The 17,354-nt window shown below is 68.5% G+C and carries 16 protein-coding genes; 5 read left to right on the forward strand and 11 right to left on the reverse strand.

Features of this window, described 5'->3' with window-relative positions; all coding sequences use genetic code 11:
- The first annotated feature begins 60 nt into the window (after positions 1-60).
- Positions 61-417 carry a nuclear transport factor 2 family protein gene (locus tag OG474_RS04595; protein ID WP_405060924.1) on the forward strand — a complete coding sequence of 119 codons (357 nt, stop codon included), beginning with the start codon at positions 61-63 and terminating at the stop codon, positions 415-417.
- Positions 418-433: 16 nt separating this feature from the next.
- On the opposite strand, the gene OG474_RS04600 is transcribed toward OG474_RS04595, so the two are convergent.
- The 5 genes from OG474_RS04600 to pheS are packed head-to-tail and all read right to left on the reverse strand — an operon-like array spanning position 434 to position 8,713.
- A complete protein-coding gene (locus tag OG474_RS04600) occupies positions 434-2,392 on the reverse strand; it encodes a hypothetical protein (protein WP_405060925.1) in 1,959 nt (652 codons plus the stop codon).
- On the reverse strand, positions 2,389-3,357 hold the full coding sequence (locus OG474_RS04605) for a glycosyltransferase family 2 protein (RefSeq protein ID WP_405060926.1): 969 nt from the start codon (positions 3,355-3,357) through the stop codon (positions 2,389-2,391). Before OG474_RS04605 ends, OG474_RS04600 begins: the two co-directional genes overlap by 4 nt.
- Positions 3,358-3,416: 59 nt before the next feature.
- Entirely contained in the window at positions 3,417-4,964 is a 1,548-nt protein-coding gene (locus OG474_RS04610; RefSeq protein WP_405060927.1) for a gamma-glutamyltransferase, read from the reverse strand.
- Between the two features lie 54 nt (positions 4,965-5,018).
- On the reverse strand, positions 5,019-7,604 hold the full coding sequence (locus tag OG474_RS04615) for a phenylalanine--tRNA ligase subunit beta (RefSeq protein ID WP_405060928.1): 2,586 nt from the start codon (positions 7,602-7,604) through the stop codon (positions 5,019-5,021).
- The gene (pheS, locus tag OG474_RS04620) at positions 7,604-8,713 is read right to left on the reverse strand and encodes a phenylalanine--tRNA ligase subunit alpha (protein ID WP_405060929.1); all 1,110 of its coding nucleotides are present in this window, start codon (positions 8,711-8,713) and stop codon (positions 7,604-7,606) included. Before pheS ends, OG474_RS04615 begins: the two co-directional genes overlap by 1 nt.
- Before the next feature lie 144 nt (positions 8,714-8,857).
- Between pheS and OG474_RS04625 the strand changes: the two genes are divergently transcribed.
- The gene (locus OG474_RS04625) at positions 8,858-10,375 is read left to right on the forward strand and encodes an alpha/beta hydrolase (RefSeq protein ID WP_405060930.1); all 1,518 of its coding nucleotides are present in this window, start codon (positions 8,858-8,860) and stop codon (positions 10,373-10,375) included.
- Here the strand turns inward: OG474_RS04625 and OG474_RS04630 are convergent.
- Positions 10,292-11,845 carry an MFS transporter gene (locus tag OG474_RS04630; RefSeq protein WP_405060931.1) on the reverse strand — a complete coding sequence of 518 codons (1,554 nt, stop codon included), beginning with the start codon at positions 11,843-11,845 and terminating at the stop codon, positions 10,292-10,294. The two genes, OG474_RS04625 and OG474_RS04630, sit on opposite strands and share 84 nt — an antisense overlap.
- A 57-nt stretch (positions 11,846-11,902) precedes the next feature.
- Between OG474_RS04630 and OG474_RS04635 the strand changes: the two genes are divergently transcribed.
- Both OG474_RS04635 and OG474_RS04640 read left to right on the forward strand, forming a co-directional pair.
- Positions 11,903-12,607 (forward strand): TetR/AcrR family transcriptional regulator, encoded by a 705-nt coding sequence (locus OG474_RS04635; protein ID WP_405060932.1) that lies wholly within the window; start codon positions 11,903-11,905, stop codon positions 12,605-12,607.
- Positions 12,608-12,705: 98 nt separating this feature from the next.
- On the forward strand, positions 12,706-13,077 hold the full coding sequence (locus tag OG474_RS04640) for a hypothetical protein (RefSeq protein WP_405060933.1): 372 nt from the start codon (positions 12,706-12,708) through the stop codon (positions 13,075-13,077).
- A gap of 45 nt (positions 13,078-13,122) precedes the next feature.
- Here OG474_RS04640 and OG474_RS04645 read toward each other — a convergent pair whose 3' ends face one another.
- The 4 genes from OG474_RS04645 to infC all read right to left on the reverse strand — a co-directional run bounded on the left by OG474_RS04645 (position 13,123) and on the right by infC (position 15,447).
- A complete protein-coding gene (locus OG474_RS04645; RefSeq protein WP_405060934.1) occupies positions 13,123-13,935 on the reverse strand; it encodes a TrmH family RNA methyltransferase in 813 nt (270 codons plus the stop codon).
- A 29-nt stretch (positions 13,936-13,964) separates the two neighbouring features.
- On the reverse strand, positions 13,965-14,351 hold the full coding sequence (rplT, locus tag OG474_RS04650; RefSeq protein ID WP_405060935.1) for a 50S ribosomal protein L20: 387 nt from the start codon (positions 14,349-14,351) through the stop codon (positions 13,965-13,967).
- A gap of 94 nt (positions 14,352-14,445) precedes the next feature.
- Positions 14,446-14,640 carry a 50S ribosomal protein L35 gene (gene rpmI / locus OG474_RS04655; protein WP_132169842.1) on the reverse strand — a complete coding sequence of 65 codons (195 nt, stop codon included), beginning with the start codon at positions 14,638-14,640 and terminating at the stop codon, positions 14,446-14,448.
- Between the two features lie 84 nt (positions 14,641-14,724).
- Positions 14,725-15,447 carry a translation initiation factor IF-3 gene (infC, locus tag OG474_RS04660; protein ID WP_405060936.1) on the reverse strand — a complete coding sequence of 241 codons (723 nt, stop codon included), beginning with the start codon at positions 15,445-15,447 and terminating at the stop codon, positions 14,725-14,727.
- A 292-nt stretch (positions 15,448-15,739) separates the two neighbouring features.
- Here infC and OG474_RS04665 point away from each other — a divergent pair, with 292 nt between their 5' ends.
- Positions 15,740-16,105 carry a DUF1844 domain-containing protein gene (locus OG474_RS04665; RefSeq protein ID WP_405060937.1) on the forward strand — a complete coding sequence of 122 codons (366 nt, stop codon included), beginning with the start codon at positions 15,740-15,742 and terminating at the stop codon, positions 16,103-16,105.
- A gap of 36 nt (positions 16,106-16,141) precedes the next feature.
- Here the strand turns inward: OG474_RS04665 and OG474_RS04670 are convergent, their stop codons facing one another.
- A complete protein-coding gene (locus OG474_RS04670; protein WP_405060938.1) occupies positions 16,142-17,347 on the reverse strand; it encodes a JmjC domain-containing protein in 1,206 nt (401 codons plus the stop codon).
- Positions 17,348-17,354: the final 7 nt, after the last annotated feature.

Raw genomic sequence — 17,354 nt, forward strand, 5'->3', positions numbered from 1 at the left:
GATTGGCGACCTGGTGCCCGATCGCTAGCGTCGTTGCGACAACTACCACGGGGGTTCGACATGCCTGATGTACAAGAAGTGTTCCGATTGGTCGACACGCAGGATCTGGACGGGTTGGCGGCGCTGTTCGCCCCGGACGCCAGGTTCGTCATGGGTAACGCCGAGCCTTTGATCGGGCCGGACGCGATCGTGGCCGGCAGCGCGGCGTTCGGTGCGATGGTGCAGGGGTTCCGGCACGTTCCGGTGCGCGATTGGGCAGTCGGTCCGGTCACCATCATCGAGCTCGAGGTCACCTACACCCGGCTCGACGGCAAGGAGGTCACCGTCCCGGCAGTGACCATCTGGGAGGTCGATGACGGTGACCTGATCATCGACTATCGGGTCTTCGTGGACTCGGGCCCGGTCTGGGTGCCCTGAGTCGGTCCGCTCGTTGTCAGTTCCCGAGGTCGTAGATTTTGACGTTGCCGTTGCTGTGTCGCAATGGCACCAGGGCGGCGAGATTCGGGGAGACGGTTCCGGCGCGGGCGTCGGCGTACAGCCAGCGGACGCCGTACTCGTCGTGGAGGCGATTCAATAGGGCCGGGGTCGGGTTGGCGAAGGTCTGGGTGACCAGTGCGACGCGGTCGGGCCAGGGGGACGGCTGCTCGGTGTACCGGCGGCCGGTGACCTCGGCCATCGACTCGTTGGTGTAGGCCCAGCCTTCGATCAGCGTCCGGCGTCCGGCCAGTCCGCTGACGAGGTACCCCCGCGCGTCGCAGCCTGGCGCATCCACCGGGCGGCACCAGGTGTTGGTGGCAACCACATCGGTCGGCGCACTGTTCTCCGCGAGCCAGGCCGCGCTCGCCTGCTCATCGGGATAGACCCACTGCTGTGCGGACCGGTAGACCGGCCCGGCCTCGGTGTCGCCCGTGATCGCGTTCTCGAGGAAGCTCTTGACCGGTGAGACGAACAGCAGGACCAGTACGACGATCAACCAGCGGCGCCGGGCGTTCGTAGCTACCCAGCCGGCGGCAGCGAGGCTGAAGGGAGTGGCCGTGTAGAGGAAGTACGACTCGCTCACCCCTGGGTGGTCGATGAAGAGGTAGCCGAGCCAGCCGACCACCATCGCCCCGACCAGGAACCACGCGACCGGATCACGCCGTACGACGAGGAAGCCGGCCAGCGACGCGGCTTCGATAAGCAAGACGCTCAGGAGCATCAACACCGTGCCGAGGACAGCGCCGTGGACCAGCGACGGAACAACCAGTCCACCGATGCCAGCGGGTGTCTGGTCGCCGGTGAGGGTCGAATAGCCGGGGCTGGTCTTCAAAATTGCCAGAAACTGGATGTGCGAGCCGCTGGTGCTTCCGGCAACGGTGAGAAGAGTGAGCACTCCGACAACGACCAGTACGAAGCCAGCAACGACGGTGCGCAACTTGAACTTGTAGAGGGCGGCCAGCCCGACCGCACCGACCAGTACCGGCAGCACTGTCGGCTTCGAACCGCCGCCTAGCACGGCCAACGCGACAACGAGCACCCACAAACGGGCTGGCCCGTTGCGGAAGAGCAGCTCGATCAACAAGACCCCAACCGCAGCACAGACAATCAAACCGAAGGTCTGTGACGGACTGAGGAAGCTCACCGGCGGATTCAGATTGATGCTGGTGTCCACGAGCAGGTAGAGCTGTGGCGCGGTCAGAGCGGCAGCCGCGAGCACTCCGGTCCACCACGTCCGACTGACTGTCCGAGCGAGCGTGGCGCACACCAGCAACGCAACCACGAGCCAGGGCAGCACCCACAGCCGAAACAGCACCAGGATCGGGCTGAGCCGAGTGACGTCGACAGCCGCCGCCATGTCGGCGTTCGCGAACCAGTGGTACTCCAGCCGCTCCCCCGCGACCTGCGGCAGCTCCGGCGGCACAGCGCGCGTCAGCTCACTCACCATCGACAGGTGGTACAGCAGGTCCTGGTAGTACGACGTCCCGTCCGGTGGCATCACGTGGTACGCCATGACTCCGCGGATGGTGGCTGCGAGCATCAAAGCTGAAGCAATCGCGAGCCCCCAAGCCCAGCGCACCGGCAGCGGCTCTGGCTGAGCGATGCGCCAGTGCGAGCGCAGCCGCGGCAGAGCGAAGACCGCGAGCGTCAACAGCGGCCAGACGATCAGCCAGCGCTGCCAACCGACCGCGGTGAACAGCGCCCACCCCGCCAGCATCCAAGCGGCTCCGACGATCGCACCGAGGCCGAGGTCCTCAGCCCAGCTGCCGACGCTGCGCCAGACAGCCCGCAGCAACAGCGTTCCGGGCAGAGCGATCGCCAGCGTGAAGTAAGCGGCGTACCGGAGGACGTCTAGGGAGTGCAGACCGACGACGGCGACCAGAAGTGGGAGGAGCCAGGGCAGCGCCCGCCTCACCGGGTGGTTACCGGCGAGGCTCGCTTCTGGTCTTCGAGACTGTCGTAGCCGACCAGGAACTGCGGCCGGCGCTGGCTCGACTGGAACAGCCGCGCCACATACTCACCGAGCAACCCCAGGCAGAGCAGCTGGATCGCGCCGATCACACTGATCGCAAGCACGGTCGACGTCCAGCCGGGAACGCCACGGCCGGTCAGCTTGATCACCAGCGCACCGACCACGAACAGCGCCGACATTAGGCCACCGAGCAGCCCGAGCCAGGTCGCCAGCCGCAGCGGCGCGGCCGAGAACGCGGTGACGCTGTCGAACGCCAGCCGCGTCATCTTGGTCAGGTTGTACTTCGTCGACCCGGCAGCTCGCTGCGCGCGGACGTAGGTCACCTCCGCGCTCGGGAAGCCGAGCCACGGGATCACCAGCCGAAACACCCGGCCGTCCTCGGGCAGCGCGTTCACCGCATCCACCACCCGGCGGGACACCATCCGGAAGTCACCCGCGTCGAACGGGATCTGCTTCCCGACCAGTCGGCACATGAGTCGGTAGTACAGCCGCGCGGTCGTCCGCTTCGGCCACGAATCACTCGAGCGGTCCGCGCGAACGCCGTACACGACGTCGAGATCGCGCTCGCGCAGCACGTGCAGAAACTCGGCGATCGTCTCCGGCGGATCCTGCAGGTCGGCGTCGATGGTGACCACGTACTGACCGCGCGCACTGCGGAAGCCGGCGGACTGCGCAGCCTGGTGACCGCTGTTGCGCAGCAACCGGATGATGCGGAGCTGCGGCCAGTCCTTGGCCGCCTCCATCAGCAGCGCGGCCGTGTTGTCCCGGCTGCCGTCGTCGACGACCAGCAGCTCGTACGGCAGGCCGAGCCCGTCCAGCAGCGGATGCATCCGCGCGAAGAACATCGGCAGCACGTCTTCTTCGTCGTACATCGGCACCACGACGGTGAGCTCGGGGTCGATGTCCACATCTGTGTAACGAACGGAAGCGGTGTCTGTTAGACCGGGGCGGTGGGGTGGGGAAGGTATTAGGACTGTGGCGAGATAGCGACCGCACCGGTACGACGTGGGTCGCCGACTGCGATGAGCCCTTCGGCCGGGTCCCAGAACGCGGCCGCGACACCACCGAAGTACATCGAGTGCGGCGGCATCGGCCGAGCCGGAAGGTTCGTCGTACCGGCCAAGGGCAGGTCGTCCTCGTAGTCGACGATGACATCATCGCGGACCCGGACGTGCAGCCGCGGGTGCTCGACAGCCTCCGCCAGCGGCAGCCCCCCATGCGTGTACAGCGCGTAGACCTGGGCCAACGCGGTCGGAATCCGGTCCGAACCCGGCGAGCTGATCGCCAGCACGGCACCATCGCTGTCCCGACGCGCCACGCTCGGCGCCATGTTCGAGGTCAGGCGAGTGCCCGGCTCCAGGCTGTGCGGGCCGCCGTGCAGCAGCTCCTGCTCACCAAGCGCGTTGTTCAGCCAGATGCCGGTGCCCGGCGTCAGCACGCCGGAGCCATAACCGGACGAGACCGTGATCGCGCACGCGTCACCCTCGTCGTCCACCACGGACACTGTCGCCGTACTCGGCGAGGTCAGCGCGCGCAGATCGCCCGCCGACGCGAGGTCGAGCAGCTTCTGCCCTTCCAACTGCCGAATATCTTCCGCATCCAGCTCCGCCAGCCGCCGTCCAAGAACCGCATGCTGCACGTCGACCAACCGCTCCAGCTCGGTCGGATTCCAGCTGCCGTTGGCCGGGACGCCGTCCAGCAGGGCGAGCATCGCGGCGACCGCGACTCCCCCGACGGCCGGCGGCGGGTTGGTGGCCAGCCGCCACCCGTTCTGCCGGACCATCAGCGCCGGGCGGACGATCGCCTCGTACGCGGCCAGGTCCTCGGCGTTGAGGATGCCTTCGTTCTCGGCCATGTCGTTGATCAGCAACTGCGCGAGCTCACCCGTGTAGAGCGTCTCGGCACCGTCGCGAGCGATCAGCTGCAGCGCCTCGGCCAGCTCCGGGATGATCACCGTGCTGCCGGCCTTGATGACCGTGCCGTCTTCGTCGTGCACGACCCGGTGACTCGGCTGATGCCAGCCGAAGATGATCTCGTGCGTGAAGCCGAGGTAGTAGCCGGACGTGCGGCTGAGCGCGAACCCGTCGCGAGCGACCTCGATCGCGGGTTGGACGACCTCACGCCAGGGCGCCTTGCCGGAACGCTTGTGCGCCAGATCGAGCGCCTTCAGACCACCGGGTGTCGCGACCGACCCGTGTCCCACGGTGGTCGTCGTACCGCCGCCGTAGTCGGTGGTGATGTCCCAGACACCGCGACCGAACGACTCCGGCGGCAGACCACGGCCGGGCATCTCCACCCAGCCGTCGATCGTGACCGCCTCCGACCCCGCGACCTGCAGGGTCACGAAACCGCCGGAGGCCGGTGAGACGACGCCGATCTCGTTCACCATCGTGACGAGCGTGGCTGCGATCGCCGCGTCGACCGCGTTGCCGCCCTCGGCAGCAACGCGAACGCCCGCCTCCGCGGCCGCCGCGTTCGGCGCGGCAACCGCGACGCGAGGATGAGAGCCGCTCACAGTGCCGCCTCCCGTGCGCGAGCGCCACCCATCCCCGTGGAGGTGGTCATGCCGTCAGCCGACTCGCTGGACGGCGCCGAAGCGTTCGACCGCTACCTGGACAGCGGCTTGGCGGGCTTCCGCCACCTCGGTGTCCTTCAGCGTCCGGTCCGCGGCGCGGAAGCGGAGTGCGAAGGCGAGCGACTTCTTGCCTTCGCCGATCTGCTCACCGGTGTACAGGTCGAAGAGCCGCACGGACTCCAGCAGCTCCCCCGCCCCCTCGGTCAGCGCCGCCTGCACGTCGGTCGCGGCGATGTCGGCCGCGACGATCAGCGCCACGTCCTCCTTGGCCACCGGGTACGACGAGAACGGCGCTGCGGCAACGGTCTCCGGAGCGGCCGCGATCAGCGCGTCCAAGTCGAGCTCGACTGCGCTCGACCGGGTCGGCAGCCCGAACGCCTGGCAGACCTTCGGGTGCAGCTCGCCCGCGTGACCGACCACCTTGCCGTCGACCGAGAACTCCGCGCAGCGACCCGGGTGCCAGGGCGCGAGCTCGACGTTCTTCACGACGAGCTCGACGCCGACCGCGGACGCGATCAGGCGTGCGATCTGGACCGCGTCGGCCCAGCCGGCCGGACGGCCCTTGCCCCACCAACCGGTCGGGGTCAGCGCACCGGTCAGCACCACACCGATGTGCAGCGGCTGCTCGGGCAAGGCGTCGTACAGGGACTGGATGTCGGCGTCGCTCGGCCGGCCCTCGACCGACAACAGCGGCGCGGCCTTCACGTCGGCCTTGGGCTTGAAGACCAGGCCGGTCTGGAAGATCGCCAGGTCGGTCTGACCGCGGCCGGTGTTGCGCTCGGCCACCCGCAGCAGGGTCGCGAGCAGAGTCGTCTGCATCGACGGCTCTTCGTCGGAGAGCGGGTTGACCAGCTTGACCGTCGCCCGGCGGACGTCGTCGGCCGGCAGGCCCATCGCGTCGAAGTCGGCAGCACCGGTGAACGGGTACGACACGACCTCGGTCAGGCCGGCGCCGACCAGCGCGGTCGAGACCCGGCGGCGGCGCCGCTGCGACACCGTCAGCCCCTGCCCACCCGGCGCCGGCGGCAGCACCGACGGCACGTTGTCGAACCCGAACAGCCGAATCGCTTCCTCGGCGAAGTCGTTGGGGTCCCGCAGGTCCGGACGCCAGGACGGCGGCGTCACCGCGAACAGGTTGTCGCCGTTGTACCGCAGGCAGCTGGCGTTCTCCGCGTCCTCGCCCGCGAGCGGGAAGTCGAGCGCCGGCTCGTGGATCCCGACCGCGAGCGGTGCGGGCACCGCACCGTCCGCGGCTGCCTCGACCTCACAGCCGACGGCGCGCAGGAACGCCATCGCGTCCTCGACGGCGATCGGAGCCCCCGAGACCCGGGCCGAGTGATCGCCACGGATGACGACCGGGGCCGGCAGCGGGTGGGTGTCGACGACGGTCTCGTCGGCGAGGATCGTGCCGCCGGCGAGCTCGGCCAGCAGGTCGGCCACGCGCTGAGCGGCATACCGCGGCAGCTGCGGGTCGACCTCGCGCTCGAACCGCCGCGACGCCTCGGACGACAGCTTGTGCCGGCGGGACGCGCGCGCGATCACGATCGGGTCGAAGTGCGCGGCCTCGATCACCACGTCGGTGGTCGCGTCGGAGATCTCGGTGGAGGCACCACCCATCACGCCGGCGATACCGATCGGGCCGGAGTCGTCGGTGATCAGCAGGTCCTCGGCGTCCAGCTCACGGGTCTGGTCGTCGAGCGTCACCAGCTTCTCGCCGGAGGTCGCACGCCGTACGACGATCTCGCCGCTCAGCCGGTTCTTGTCGTAGCCGTGGATCGGCTGACCGAGCTCGAGCATCACGTAGTTCGTCACGTCGACACCGATCGAGATCGGCCGCATCCCGGACGCGAGCAGCCGCTTCTGCAGCCACCGCGGGGACAGCGCCTTCGCGTCGATCCCGGTCACGGTCCGGGTCACGAACGTCGTACAGGCCTCGGCGTCGTCGACGCGCACCGGGTAACCGCCCGCGCCCGAGCCGGTCAGTGTCAAAGCAGCCGGGTCCTTCAGGGGAAGCCCGTACGCCGTGGCTGCCTCGCGGGCGACGCCACGGATGGACAGGCAGTAGCCGCGGTCCGGTGTGACGGCGATGTCGAGCACGTCGTCGCTGAGCGACAGCAGCTCGATCGCGTCATCACCAGGCGTGCCTTCACCCGGCTCCAGTACGACGATGCCGTCGGTACCGTCGTCGCCCAGACCGAGCTCGGTGCTGGAGCAGATCATGCCGTTCGACACGTGTCCGTAGGTCTTGCGCGCGGAGATCGCGAAGCCGCCCGGCAGCACCGCGCCCGGGAGCACGACCACGACCAGGTCGCCGACCTCGAAGTTGTGCGCGCCGCAGACGACCCACTGCGGCTCGTCCTTGCCGATGTCGAGCGAGCACCAGCGGATGGTCTTGCCGTTCTTCTGCGGCTCGTTCTCGTACGTCAGCACCTTGCCGAGCACCAGCGGCCCGGTCAGGTCGGACTGCTCGACGGTCTCCACCTCGAGCCCGGCCCGGACCAGCTGCTCACCGAGGTCACGACCGGTGACCCCGGCCGGCAGCTCGACGTACTCGCGAAGCCACGACAGTGGGACCCGCATCAGATCTCCATCCCGAACTGGCGGCTGAACCGCACGTCACCCTCGACCATGTCCCGCATGTCCTCGACACCGTTGCGGAACATCAGCCCGCGCTCCAGCCCCATCCCGAAGGCGAAACCGGAGTACACCTCGGTGTCGATGCCGCAGGCCCGCAGGACGCGCGGGTTGACCACGCCGCAGCCGCCCCACTCGATCCAGCCCTCGCTGCCACAGGTGCGGCAGGGGCGGTCCGGGTTGCCGACGGACGCGCCGCGGCAGACGAAGCACTTCAGGTCGATCTCGGCCGACGGCTCGGTGAACGGGAAGAAGTTCGGCCGCAGGCGGGCCTCCAGGCCCTCGCCGAACATCGACACGACGAAGTGGTCGAGCGTGCCCTTGAGGTGCGCGAGCGTGATGCCCTTGTCCACGACCAGGCCCTCGACCTGGTAGAAGACCGGCGTGTGGGTCGCGTCCAGCTCGTCGGTGCGGAACACCCGGCCCGGGCAGATCACGTAGATCGGCGGCTTGCGGGTCAGCATCGAGCGCGCCTGGACCGGCGAGGTGTGCGTGCGCAGCACCTTGCCGGAGCCGACCGGCTCGACGAAGAAGGTGTCCTGCATCTGCCGCGCCGGGTGGTCGGGCTGGAAGTTCAGCGCGTCGAAGTTCAGCCACTCGGCCTCGATCTCCGGACCCTCGGCGACGTCCCAGCCGAGCGCGGTGAAGACATCGGCGACCTGCTCGGAGATCAGCGACAGCGGGTGCCGCGCGCCGAGCTCCGGCGTGTGCCACGGCAGCGTCACGTCGACCCGCTCGGTGGCCAGCATCCGCTCCTCGTGCTCCGCCTCGAGCACCGCGAGCCGGGCGGCGAACGCCTCGGTGATCGCCTTGCGCGCGGAACCGATCCGCTGCCCGGCCTCCTTGCGTCCCTGCGGCGGCAGCGCCCCGATCTCCCGGTTCGCCAGCGCGATCGGCGACTTCTCGCCCAGATGCGCCGCCTTGGCCTCCTGCAGGGCAGCCAGATCGGCCGCCTCGGTAAACGCCTTCAGCGCCTCGTCGCGGCTCCGCTCCAGCGCCTCGGCGTGCAACGGCGTCACTTCGACCGGGTCGTACTGCGTGTTGGGACCGGACATGGCTCGCTCTCGGTTCGGAACTTTCTGCGGACAGCAGTCTAGGAACCCGGACCCCCAGAGCGTGAATCGGCCGTCCACAGTGGACACGGTGACAGCTTCCGGCCAGCCACGGTGACAGCGCGCTCCGGCCGGTTTACTGCCCGCATGCGGACCCTGTTGATCAGTACGGCGATCGCCCTCACCCTGACCGCTGGATCGCTGGTACCGGCGACCGCGGCCACGCCTGACTGGAGCGCCTGCCCGGCGACCGAAACCATGCCCGAACCGCCCGAGCGGCTGCAGTGCACGATGGTGACCGTGCCGCTGGACTACAAGCATCCGGACGCCGGCACCCTGCAGATCGCCGTCTCCCGGCTGAAGGCGACCGACCCCGCCAAGCGTCGTGGCGCACTGCTGCTGAACTTCGGCGGACCGGGAGTCTGGGGGCTCGACGCCCCACTGGACATCGAGCATGACGCTCAGGCGAACAACCAGGCGGCGCTGCTGGCCGGCTACGACCTGATCGGGTTCGACCCGCGGGGTGTCCAGCTGAGCTCACCGATCACCTGCGGCCTGGAGGGCGAGCAGACCGACGACGTCGCCGTCATGTACCCCGAGCCGAACGGCGACATCTCGGCCGACATCCGGATCAGTCGGGAGATCGCGGCGCAGTGTGAGAAGTACAGCGGCAAGGTGATCCCACACATCACCACGGAGAACACAGCCCGGGACATGGACCGCATCCGGGTCGCTCTCGGCGAGCAGAAGATCTCGTACTACGGGGCGTCGGCCGGAACCTATCTCGGGGCGGTCTACTCCACGCTGTTCCCGCAGCACACCGACCGCTTCGTCCTGGACAGCGTGGTGGACCCGAACATCCTCTGGCGCGGGACGCAGCTGGCCTGGGAGAAGTCCACCGAGGTGCGGTTCGCGGACTTCGGCAAGTGGGCGGCCGCCCGGAACACGACGTACGGGCTGGGCGCGACACCGGCCGCCGTACGGGCGACGTACCTCGGACTGCTCAAGAAGCTGGACGCCCAACCGGCTGAGACGCCGGAGGGGCCGATGAACGGCAACACACTGCGCGAGCGGACCCGTGGGCCTGGCCTCTACGGCTACGACAGCAAGCGGTTCCCCGCGCTGGCTGAGCTCTACAAGGCGATCAAGAACGGTGTCACGACCCAGAAGCGCGCAGCGGCTGCCGACGAGATCTCGCTCTACCAGTCGTTCAACGCGGTGCTGATCTCGATCATGTGTGGCGAATCGACCTGGCCGAAGTCTCCGGCGTACTACCAGGCGGATGTGAAGCGCTCGATGAAGCTCTACCCGCTGACCGGGGGCATGCCGGCCAACATCTTCCCGTGTTCGTTCTGGCCCAACAAGCCGGTCACGCGGGTGCCGTTGGCCAACCACGGTCCCGAGAACATCCTGCTGCTGCAGAACCTGCGGGACCCGGCGACGCCGTACCAGGGCGCACTGGCCATGCGGCGAGCGCTCGGCTGGGACCGGACCAAGATGATCACTGTCGACGCCGGCGGGCACGGTAGTTGGCTGTTGACGCCGTCCAGTTGCTCGAACGACGCCACCAGCAACTTCCTGCTAGGCGCTGACCTCCCCGCTGACACTCGCTGCAGTGTCGACGCCGGAGTCGCTCCCCGGACCAGTCTTCGAGCGGCCAGGTAGCACCACCAGCGCAACGACCGCACCGGCGAGTGCACCGACCAGTCCGACGGTCATGGCGATGGTCATCGCTTCGGTGAACGCCTCTCGCGCCGCAGCGGCGAAGTCGGAGCCCAGAGCGAGCGTGCCCGCGATCGAATCGCGGGCCGCCTCGGGAACCGCATCTGGGAGGTTGGCCGAGTACGCAGCGGCCAGCACACTGCCCAGTACGGCGACCGACAGCGCGCCGCCGGTCTGCTGAACGGTGTCGTTCATCGCGGAACCGACGCCACGGTGCTCGGCCGGGACCGCCTGCATCAACAACGTGTACGCCGCTGGGCCGGCCAGGCCCCCGCCGATCCCCATCACCATCAGACCGGCGATCAGCAGTCCGTAGCCGGAATCGCCGGAGATCTGGGACAGGATCGCGAACGCGCCGGCGATGACCGCCAGGCCAATGGCGATCAGGGTGCGGTCGGCCAGCTTCTTACCCAACGTCGCTCCGAGGACGTTGAACACGGTCGCGGCGACGGCGTACGGGATCAGTGCCAGACCGGCCTTCAGCGGGCTGTAGCCGAGCACGAACTGCAGATACTGCGTCAGTGCGAGCATCAGACCGCCCGCGGTGAACGAGAGCAGCACGATCGAGAAGCTGGTGCCGCTGAAGCGACGGTCCTTGAAGAGCTCGAGCGGAACCATCGGGTGCGCACTGCGCTTCTCCCACAGCGCGAACGCCGTCAGCGCGGCCACACCGACGGCCAGGCCGACGAGCACCTCGGCCGAGCCGAACCCGTTGGTGGGAATGGCGATGATCGCCCAGACGACCGATGCCATCCCGATCACGGTCAGTACGGCGCCGAGCGGGTCGACGTTCCGCGCCGGGCCGCGGGATTCCGGGATCAGGGCGATCGCGCCGATGATCGCGACCACGGCGATCGGGACGTTCAGCAGGAAGATCGAACCCCACCAGAAGTGGTTCAGCAGCACGCCGCCCACGGTCGGGCCGGCGATCACGCCGACCATCGCGACCATCGACCAGCCGGCCATCGCCTTGCGCTGCTCTTCCGGCGGGAAGACGGTGAAGAGCAGGGAGAGCGTGCTCGGCATCAGCAGCGAACCGCCGACGCCCATCAGCCCGCGGCACAGGATCAGCTGCCACGGCGTCTCGGCCAGCGTGGCCAGCAGCGACGCAGCCCCGAACAGGACCAGGCCGATCAGCAGCATCTTTCGCCGGCCGAAGCGGTCGGACAGGCTGCCCGCGGTCAGCAGGAGGCCCGCGAAGGCCAGGATGTAGGCGTCGATCACCCATTGGATGTCGGCCGGAGTGGCGCCCAGATCGCGCATCAGCGACGGGATGGCCAGGTTGAGCACGGTGTTGTCGACGACGAGCACCATCAGGCTCAGACAGAGGATCAGCAGGATCCACCAGCGGCGTGGGTGCCCGGTCCCCTCAGCAGGAGACACAGCGGAAGACTCGAACGGTGTACTAGTCACTCGCACACTGTACGACAGACTCGTACGGTGTTCCAGTGGGTTGTTAGGATGACTGTCGTGAACGAATCGATCTGGACCCGGCAGCCCAAGGCCACCCCGGCACGCGAGACGCTCACCCGGGAGCAGATCGTCCGGGCGGCGATGGAAGCCCTGGACGCCGACGGCCTGACCGGGCTGAGCATGCGCAAGCTCGCCGCCAAGCTCGGGTCCGGCGCGACCAGCCTCTACTGGCACGTCCCGACCAAGGACGACCTGATCGACCTGCTCATCGACGAGGCCTGGGGCGAGATCGACATCCCGGAGCCGGAGCTGGCCGGATGGCGTAGCGGTCTGCTGCTGTTCGCGCACAGCATGCGCTCGACGATCACGCGTCACCCCTGGCTGCCCGAGGTGATGTACACCCGCCCGAGCATGGGCCCGAACGCGATGGCCATGGGCACCCGCGGCCTGGCCCTGATCGCCGCCGCCGGCATCACCGGCCGGAACGCCGACTTCGCCCTCGGCACCCTGATGTCCTTCGTTCTCGGCAGCACCGGCGGCGAGGTCGCCACCCGCGAGATGGCCCGCCGTGGCGGTCAGTCCGTCGACCAGCTCGCCGGCGAGGTCCTCGAACGCACCGAAAGCATCGGCGACCCGATCATGCGCGAATCCGCCCGCCGCCGTACCACCGGCGACATCGACTCGATGTTCTACGACTCCTTCACGTACGGCCTGGAACTCGTCCTCGAAGGCATCGCATCCCGCCTCCCTCACCCGGAGTAGCCGATCCGTCAAGCCCTTCAGCGACGACAGAAAGCCACCGTCGGTGACCCGCAGTGTTCGTGATCCTGTCCGGACCTACCCGAGACGAAGGAGCGAACATGAGCATCAAGCGCTGGGGAACCGTCGCCGCGGCACTCGTACTGGGCATCACCGGATCCGGGATCGCCGCGACCCAGGCCTGGGCGAGCAACGCGAGCAGCAACCGCTGCATCTCGGTATTCGTGGAGTATGTGACGCAGGGCGACGGCAGCAAGTACGTGTACTGGGCCGAGTCACGCAACATCTGCGGCGCGTTCGCCGGCCACTTCCAGACGGCCGGTGTCAATGGGGCGGATACCAACCCGATCCAGACCCATCGGGTGAACTTCAATCGCGTGCTCCCCCGCGGCAGCTGCATCCAGGGCATCGCCTGGAAGAACAACGGCGGCCAGTGGAGCGATGTCGGCAACACCTGCACCCTGATCGCCTGATCCGCGGAGTCCGGCGCCGGTAGTTGCCGGCGCCGGACACTCGGCTCAGTGGCGTTGGGCGCGGGCGGAGGCGTAGAGGCAGATGGCGGCGGCGGTCGCGAGGTTGAGGGACTCGGCGCGGCCGTAGATGGGGACCTTGACGGAGTGGTCGACGAAGGCGTCGAAGCCGTCGGGCAGGCCGTGGGCCTCGTTGCCGAAGAGCCAGACCGTGGGTTTGGCGAGGGTGCCGTCGTCGATGCAGGTGTCGAGGTCGGTGGTGCCGTAGCCGTCGGCGGCCAGGACCTGGAGGCCCTGGGCGCGCCAGGCGGTGGCGGCCGCGGCGAGGTCGGCGTCGACGGTGATCGGCAGGTGGAAGATGCTGCCGACGCTGGCCCGGACGGCCTTCGGATTGTGCGGGTCCACCGACTCCGTGGACAGTACGACGGCGTCCGCGCCGGCCGCGTCCGCCGTCCGGATCAGGGTCCCGACGTTGCCGGGATCCCTTACCTGGAAGCCCGCTGCCACCAGGCGCGCCGTACCGGAGACCGCAGCCTCCAGTGACACGTCGACGAGTGCGCAGACCGCGACGACACCTTGTGAGGTGACCGTCTCGCTGAGCGCCTCGACGCCGGCCCGGTCGACGTCGAACCACGGTACGTCGGCTGCGGCGGCCAGGTCGCGCAGATCGCGATGCCGCGTGGCCACGGAAGGTTCGGCGTACACCTCGACGACGAGCTCGCGATGCTCGAGGGCTTCGCGGACGGCCTGGGGGCCTTCGGCCAGGAACCGGCCGGTCTTGCGGCGGAACGCACGAGTGGCGAGCCGCCGGGCCTGCTTGATCCGCACGGATTGCGCGGTCAGCAGACCAGGGCTCGCCACTCGATCGCTGTTCAGGAAACCGGTAGTACTCAGGCCGAGGCGGCCGGCGCGTTGACGTCGGCCGGCAGCGCGGCCTTGGCCAGCTGCACGATCGCGGAGAACGCGGCCGGGTCGTTGACGGCGAGGTCGGCGAGGATCTTGCGGTCCACCTCGATCTCGGCCAGGTGCAGACCCTGGATGAAGCGGTTGTACGTCAGGTCCTCGGCGCGGACCGCGGCGTTGATGCGCTGGATCCACAGCTTGCGGAAGTCGCCCTTGCGCGCCTTGCGGTCACGGTAGGCGTAGACGAGCGAGTGGGTGACCTGCTCCTTGGCCTTGCGGTACAGCCGCGAGCGCTGGCCGCGGTAACCGCTGGCCTGCTCGAGTACGACCCGGCGCTTCTTGTGGGCGTTGACTGCCCGCTTCACGCGTGCCATGAGGTGTTACTCCTTGGTTCTGCGCCGCGACCGGCCGGGCCGGTACGACGGGATGTTCGGGGGAAGGGCCACGAGGCCCCGCGAGGCGGGAGCCTCAGATGCCGAGAAGCTTCTTGGCCTTCTTGGCGAACGACGGCGCGACCTCGACCGTGCCGCTCAGCCGGCGCTTGCGCTTCGAGGACTTCGCCTCGGCGAGGTGGCGGACACCGGTCTGCTCGCGGCGCAGCTTGCCCGAGCCCGTGACGCGGACGCGCTTCTTCATCCCCGAGTGGGTCTTCATCTTCGGCATGGCTAATGAACTCCTGAATTGTTCTTTCGTTGACTCGAACTCGGTGTGTGGTGCTCCGGCTGCTACCGCGGCCGGAGCGGTCCGTCACTCCGGGTCGAGGTTGTCTGCCGGACCCTTCGGCTTCTTCGTGGCGCCGGCGGCGATCTCGGCCTCGTGCGCCGCCACCTGCTCGGCGCGCTCGATCCGCTCGGCCTCGACCTCGGCCTCACGCTCGGCGACCTTCTTGGCCTTCTCGGCGTCCACGTCCACGCGCGCCTCGGACTTCTTCTTGTGCGGTCCGAGAACCATGATCATGTTCCGGCCGTCCTGGCGGGCGTTCGACTCCACGAAGCCGAGCTCGCTGACGTCCTCGGCCAGCCGCTGCAGGAGCCGGAAGCCGAGCTCCGGGCGCGACTGCTCGCGACCACGGAACATGATGGTGATCTTCACCTTGTCACCGGCACGGAGGAAGCGGACGACGTGACCCTTCTTGGTCTCGTAGTCGTGCGGGTCGATCTTCGGCCGCAGCTTCATCTCTTTGATGACGGTGTTGGTCTGGTTCCGGCGGGACTCGCGCGCCTTCTGCGCGGTCTCGTACTTGTACTTGCCGAAATCCATCAGCTTGCAGACCGGCGGGCGTGCCGTGGCCGCAACCTCGACCAGGTCGAGATCGGCTTCCTGTGCCAACCGCAGTGCGTCTTCGATCCGGACGATGCCTACCTGCTCACCGTTCGGTCCGACCAGCCGCACCTCGGGAACGCGGATGCGCTCGTTGACGCGCAGTTCAATGGTGATGGGTCCTCCTGGGTTGTTCTGATTCGGTACCACCTCTTCGCCGCTCGAGGTCTCCTCAAGAAACGACGAAGGCCTCCGTGCGACTAACACACGAAGGCCCAAATCCCACAAACGCTGTCCCTGATCAACAACTCACCAACCACAACTACCGCTGGTACGCCGTACGATCGCCGGGACCGGAGTCTCGGCGTGACCGGGACCCGCCGACTGCTCATCGGCTGGGTGGGAGGTGGCCCTCCGCTTGGATCCAACCACCGGAGCTCCGTGAGCATTCCACCCATGGGGCACCGCCGGACCGGATCGGTCGCTGTGTAACAGTAACACCATGACCGACGACATCTCCACTCCGCCGCTTGCGACCCCCTCCCGCGACATCGCGGAGGTCCCCAGCGTGGAGATCATCTCGACCGCCGCACTGCACCTGCTGAGCGCGGCCGCCGTCAACCTCGGCCTGGCCGAGGACCTCCCCGATCACAAGGACCTGGACGAGGCCCGCTCCCTGATCGACGCTCTCGCCGGACTGCTCGACGCCGCCGCCCCCTCCCTCGGTCACCACCACGCCGCCCCGCTGCGCGACGGCCTCCGCTCCCTGCAGCTCGCCTTCAAGGAAGCCTCGTCCATCCCCGACGAGCCCGGCCAAGGCCCCGGCGAGAAGTACACCGGCGCCGTCTACCCGGCCGCTGCCCGCTAGACCCGCTCCCATTTGGTGGGCTGATCTGGGTCGGCGTCACAGATGCCGGGTGGCGAGGCCGGTGCGGAGGAGGAGACTGACCAGCTCCAGCGCACCGGCCTCGGGGAGTTCGAGGGTGCGGCCCGTCCAGGGGTTTGAGGAGTCGGCGGAGAGGAGCTCGGCGACTACTCGGGCGGGGGCGTCCTCGAACTCGACTATGGAGTCGCCGAGGTGGACTCGGAGCCGGCCGGTGGGCGTCCAGTCGACGCCGGCGGCCGATTCGGCGACCGTGCGGACCTGCGTGTCCAGGGTCGGCGCGGGCAGGAAGTTGTCCATCGGGTGCCGTGACGACTCCAGGGAGAAGCGGCGGTAGTTGTCCGCCAGCTCGGAGTTGTCGGCCGGCTGCTCGGACAGGGTGCTGAAGTGCTCGGCCAGCAGCTTGGTCGTGGCGGCCAGCGCTTCGGCGCGCAGGTCGGCGGAGCGACCGAAGCCCCATGGCAGCTCGGCGCGGAAGGCACGCTCCGAGCCGAGTGCCCGGATCAGCTCGCCGGCCAGCCAGTACGGCGTCAGCGTGGGGAACGAGAAGCTGACATGTAGCGAGTGGTCGTCGGTGGCGAACCCGTTGTGGATCCAGCCGCGCGGAATCCACAGACTGTCTCCGGGCTCGAGCGTCACCTCGAGGTACGGCGTACCGGTGCGGAGGCGGTCCCACTCGGTGTCGGTGACCTTGGAGCCGTCCCAGGGCTGGTGCTCCAGCGGGTCGTTGTAGACCGGCGCGTGCAGCTGCCAGGTCTTGCTGCCGGCCGTCTGGACGATCAGCACCGAGTGGGTGTCGTAGTGGTGCGCGAAGCCCTGGCTGCCGGACGGAGTGAGGTAGGCGTTCGCGCTGATCGGCAGTCCGGTCTCGTGGCTGAGCCGACGGCACAGATCACCGATCGGCTTCCACGTGCGGTGCAGTGATTCCAGCACAGTGGTCGCACCAGCGCCGATGTACGCCGACACCTTCGTCGTCCGCACGACCTCGGCGAACCCGGGCTGAATCGGCTGACCCGCCCACGTGTACGCCGCGGGTGCGACCCGCTGACCGTCCTTGACCATGCTGACCATCTGGCGTTGGAGCGAGCCGTGGTCGATCAGCTCACCCACTGCGGCCAGACCGAAGTCGAGCGACGAGGAACCGCGCCAGGCGACCGCCTCGGTCGGCGGCTGGTCCAGGAAGTCGGCAGCATCGGGAATCAGGCTGGAAAGAGCTTCGGTACGCATGGCAGGT

Origin of the sequence: Kribbella sp. NBC_01505, assembly GCF_045040285.1 — a bacterium.
GTDB lineage: Bacteria > Actinomycetota > Actinomycetes > Propionibacteriales > Kribbellaceae > Kribbella.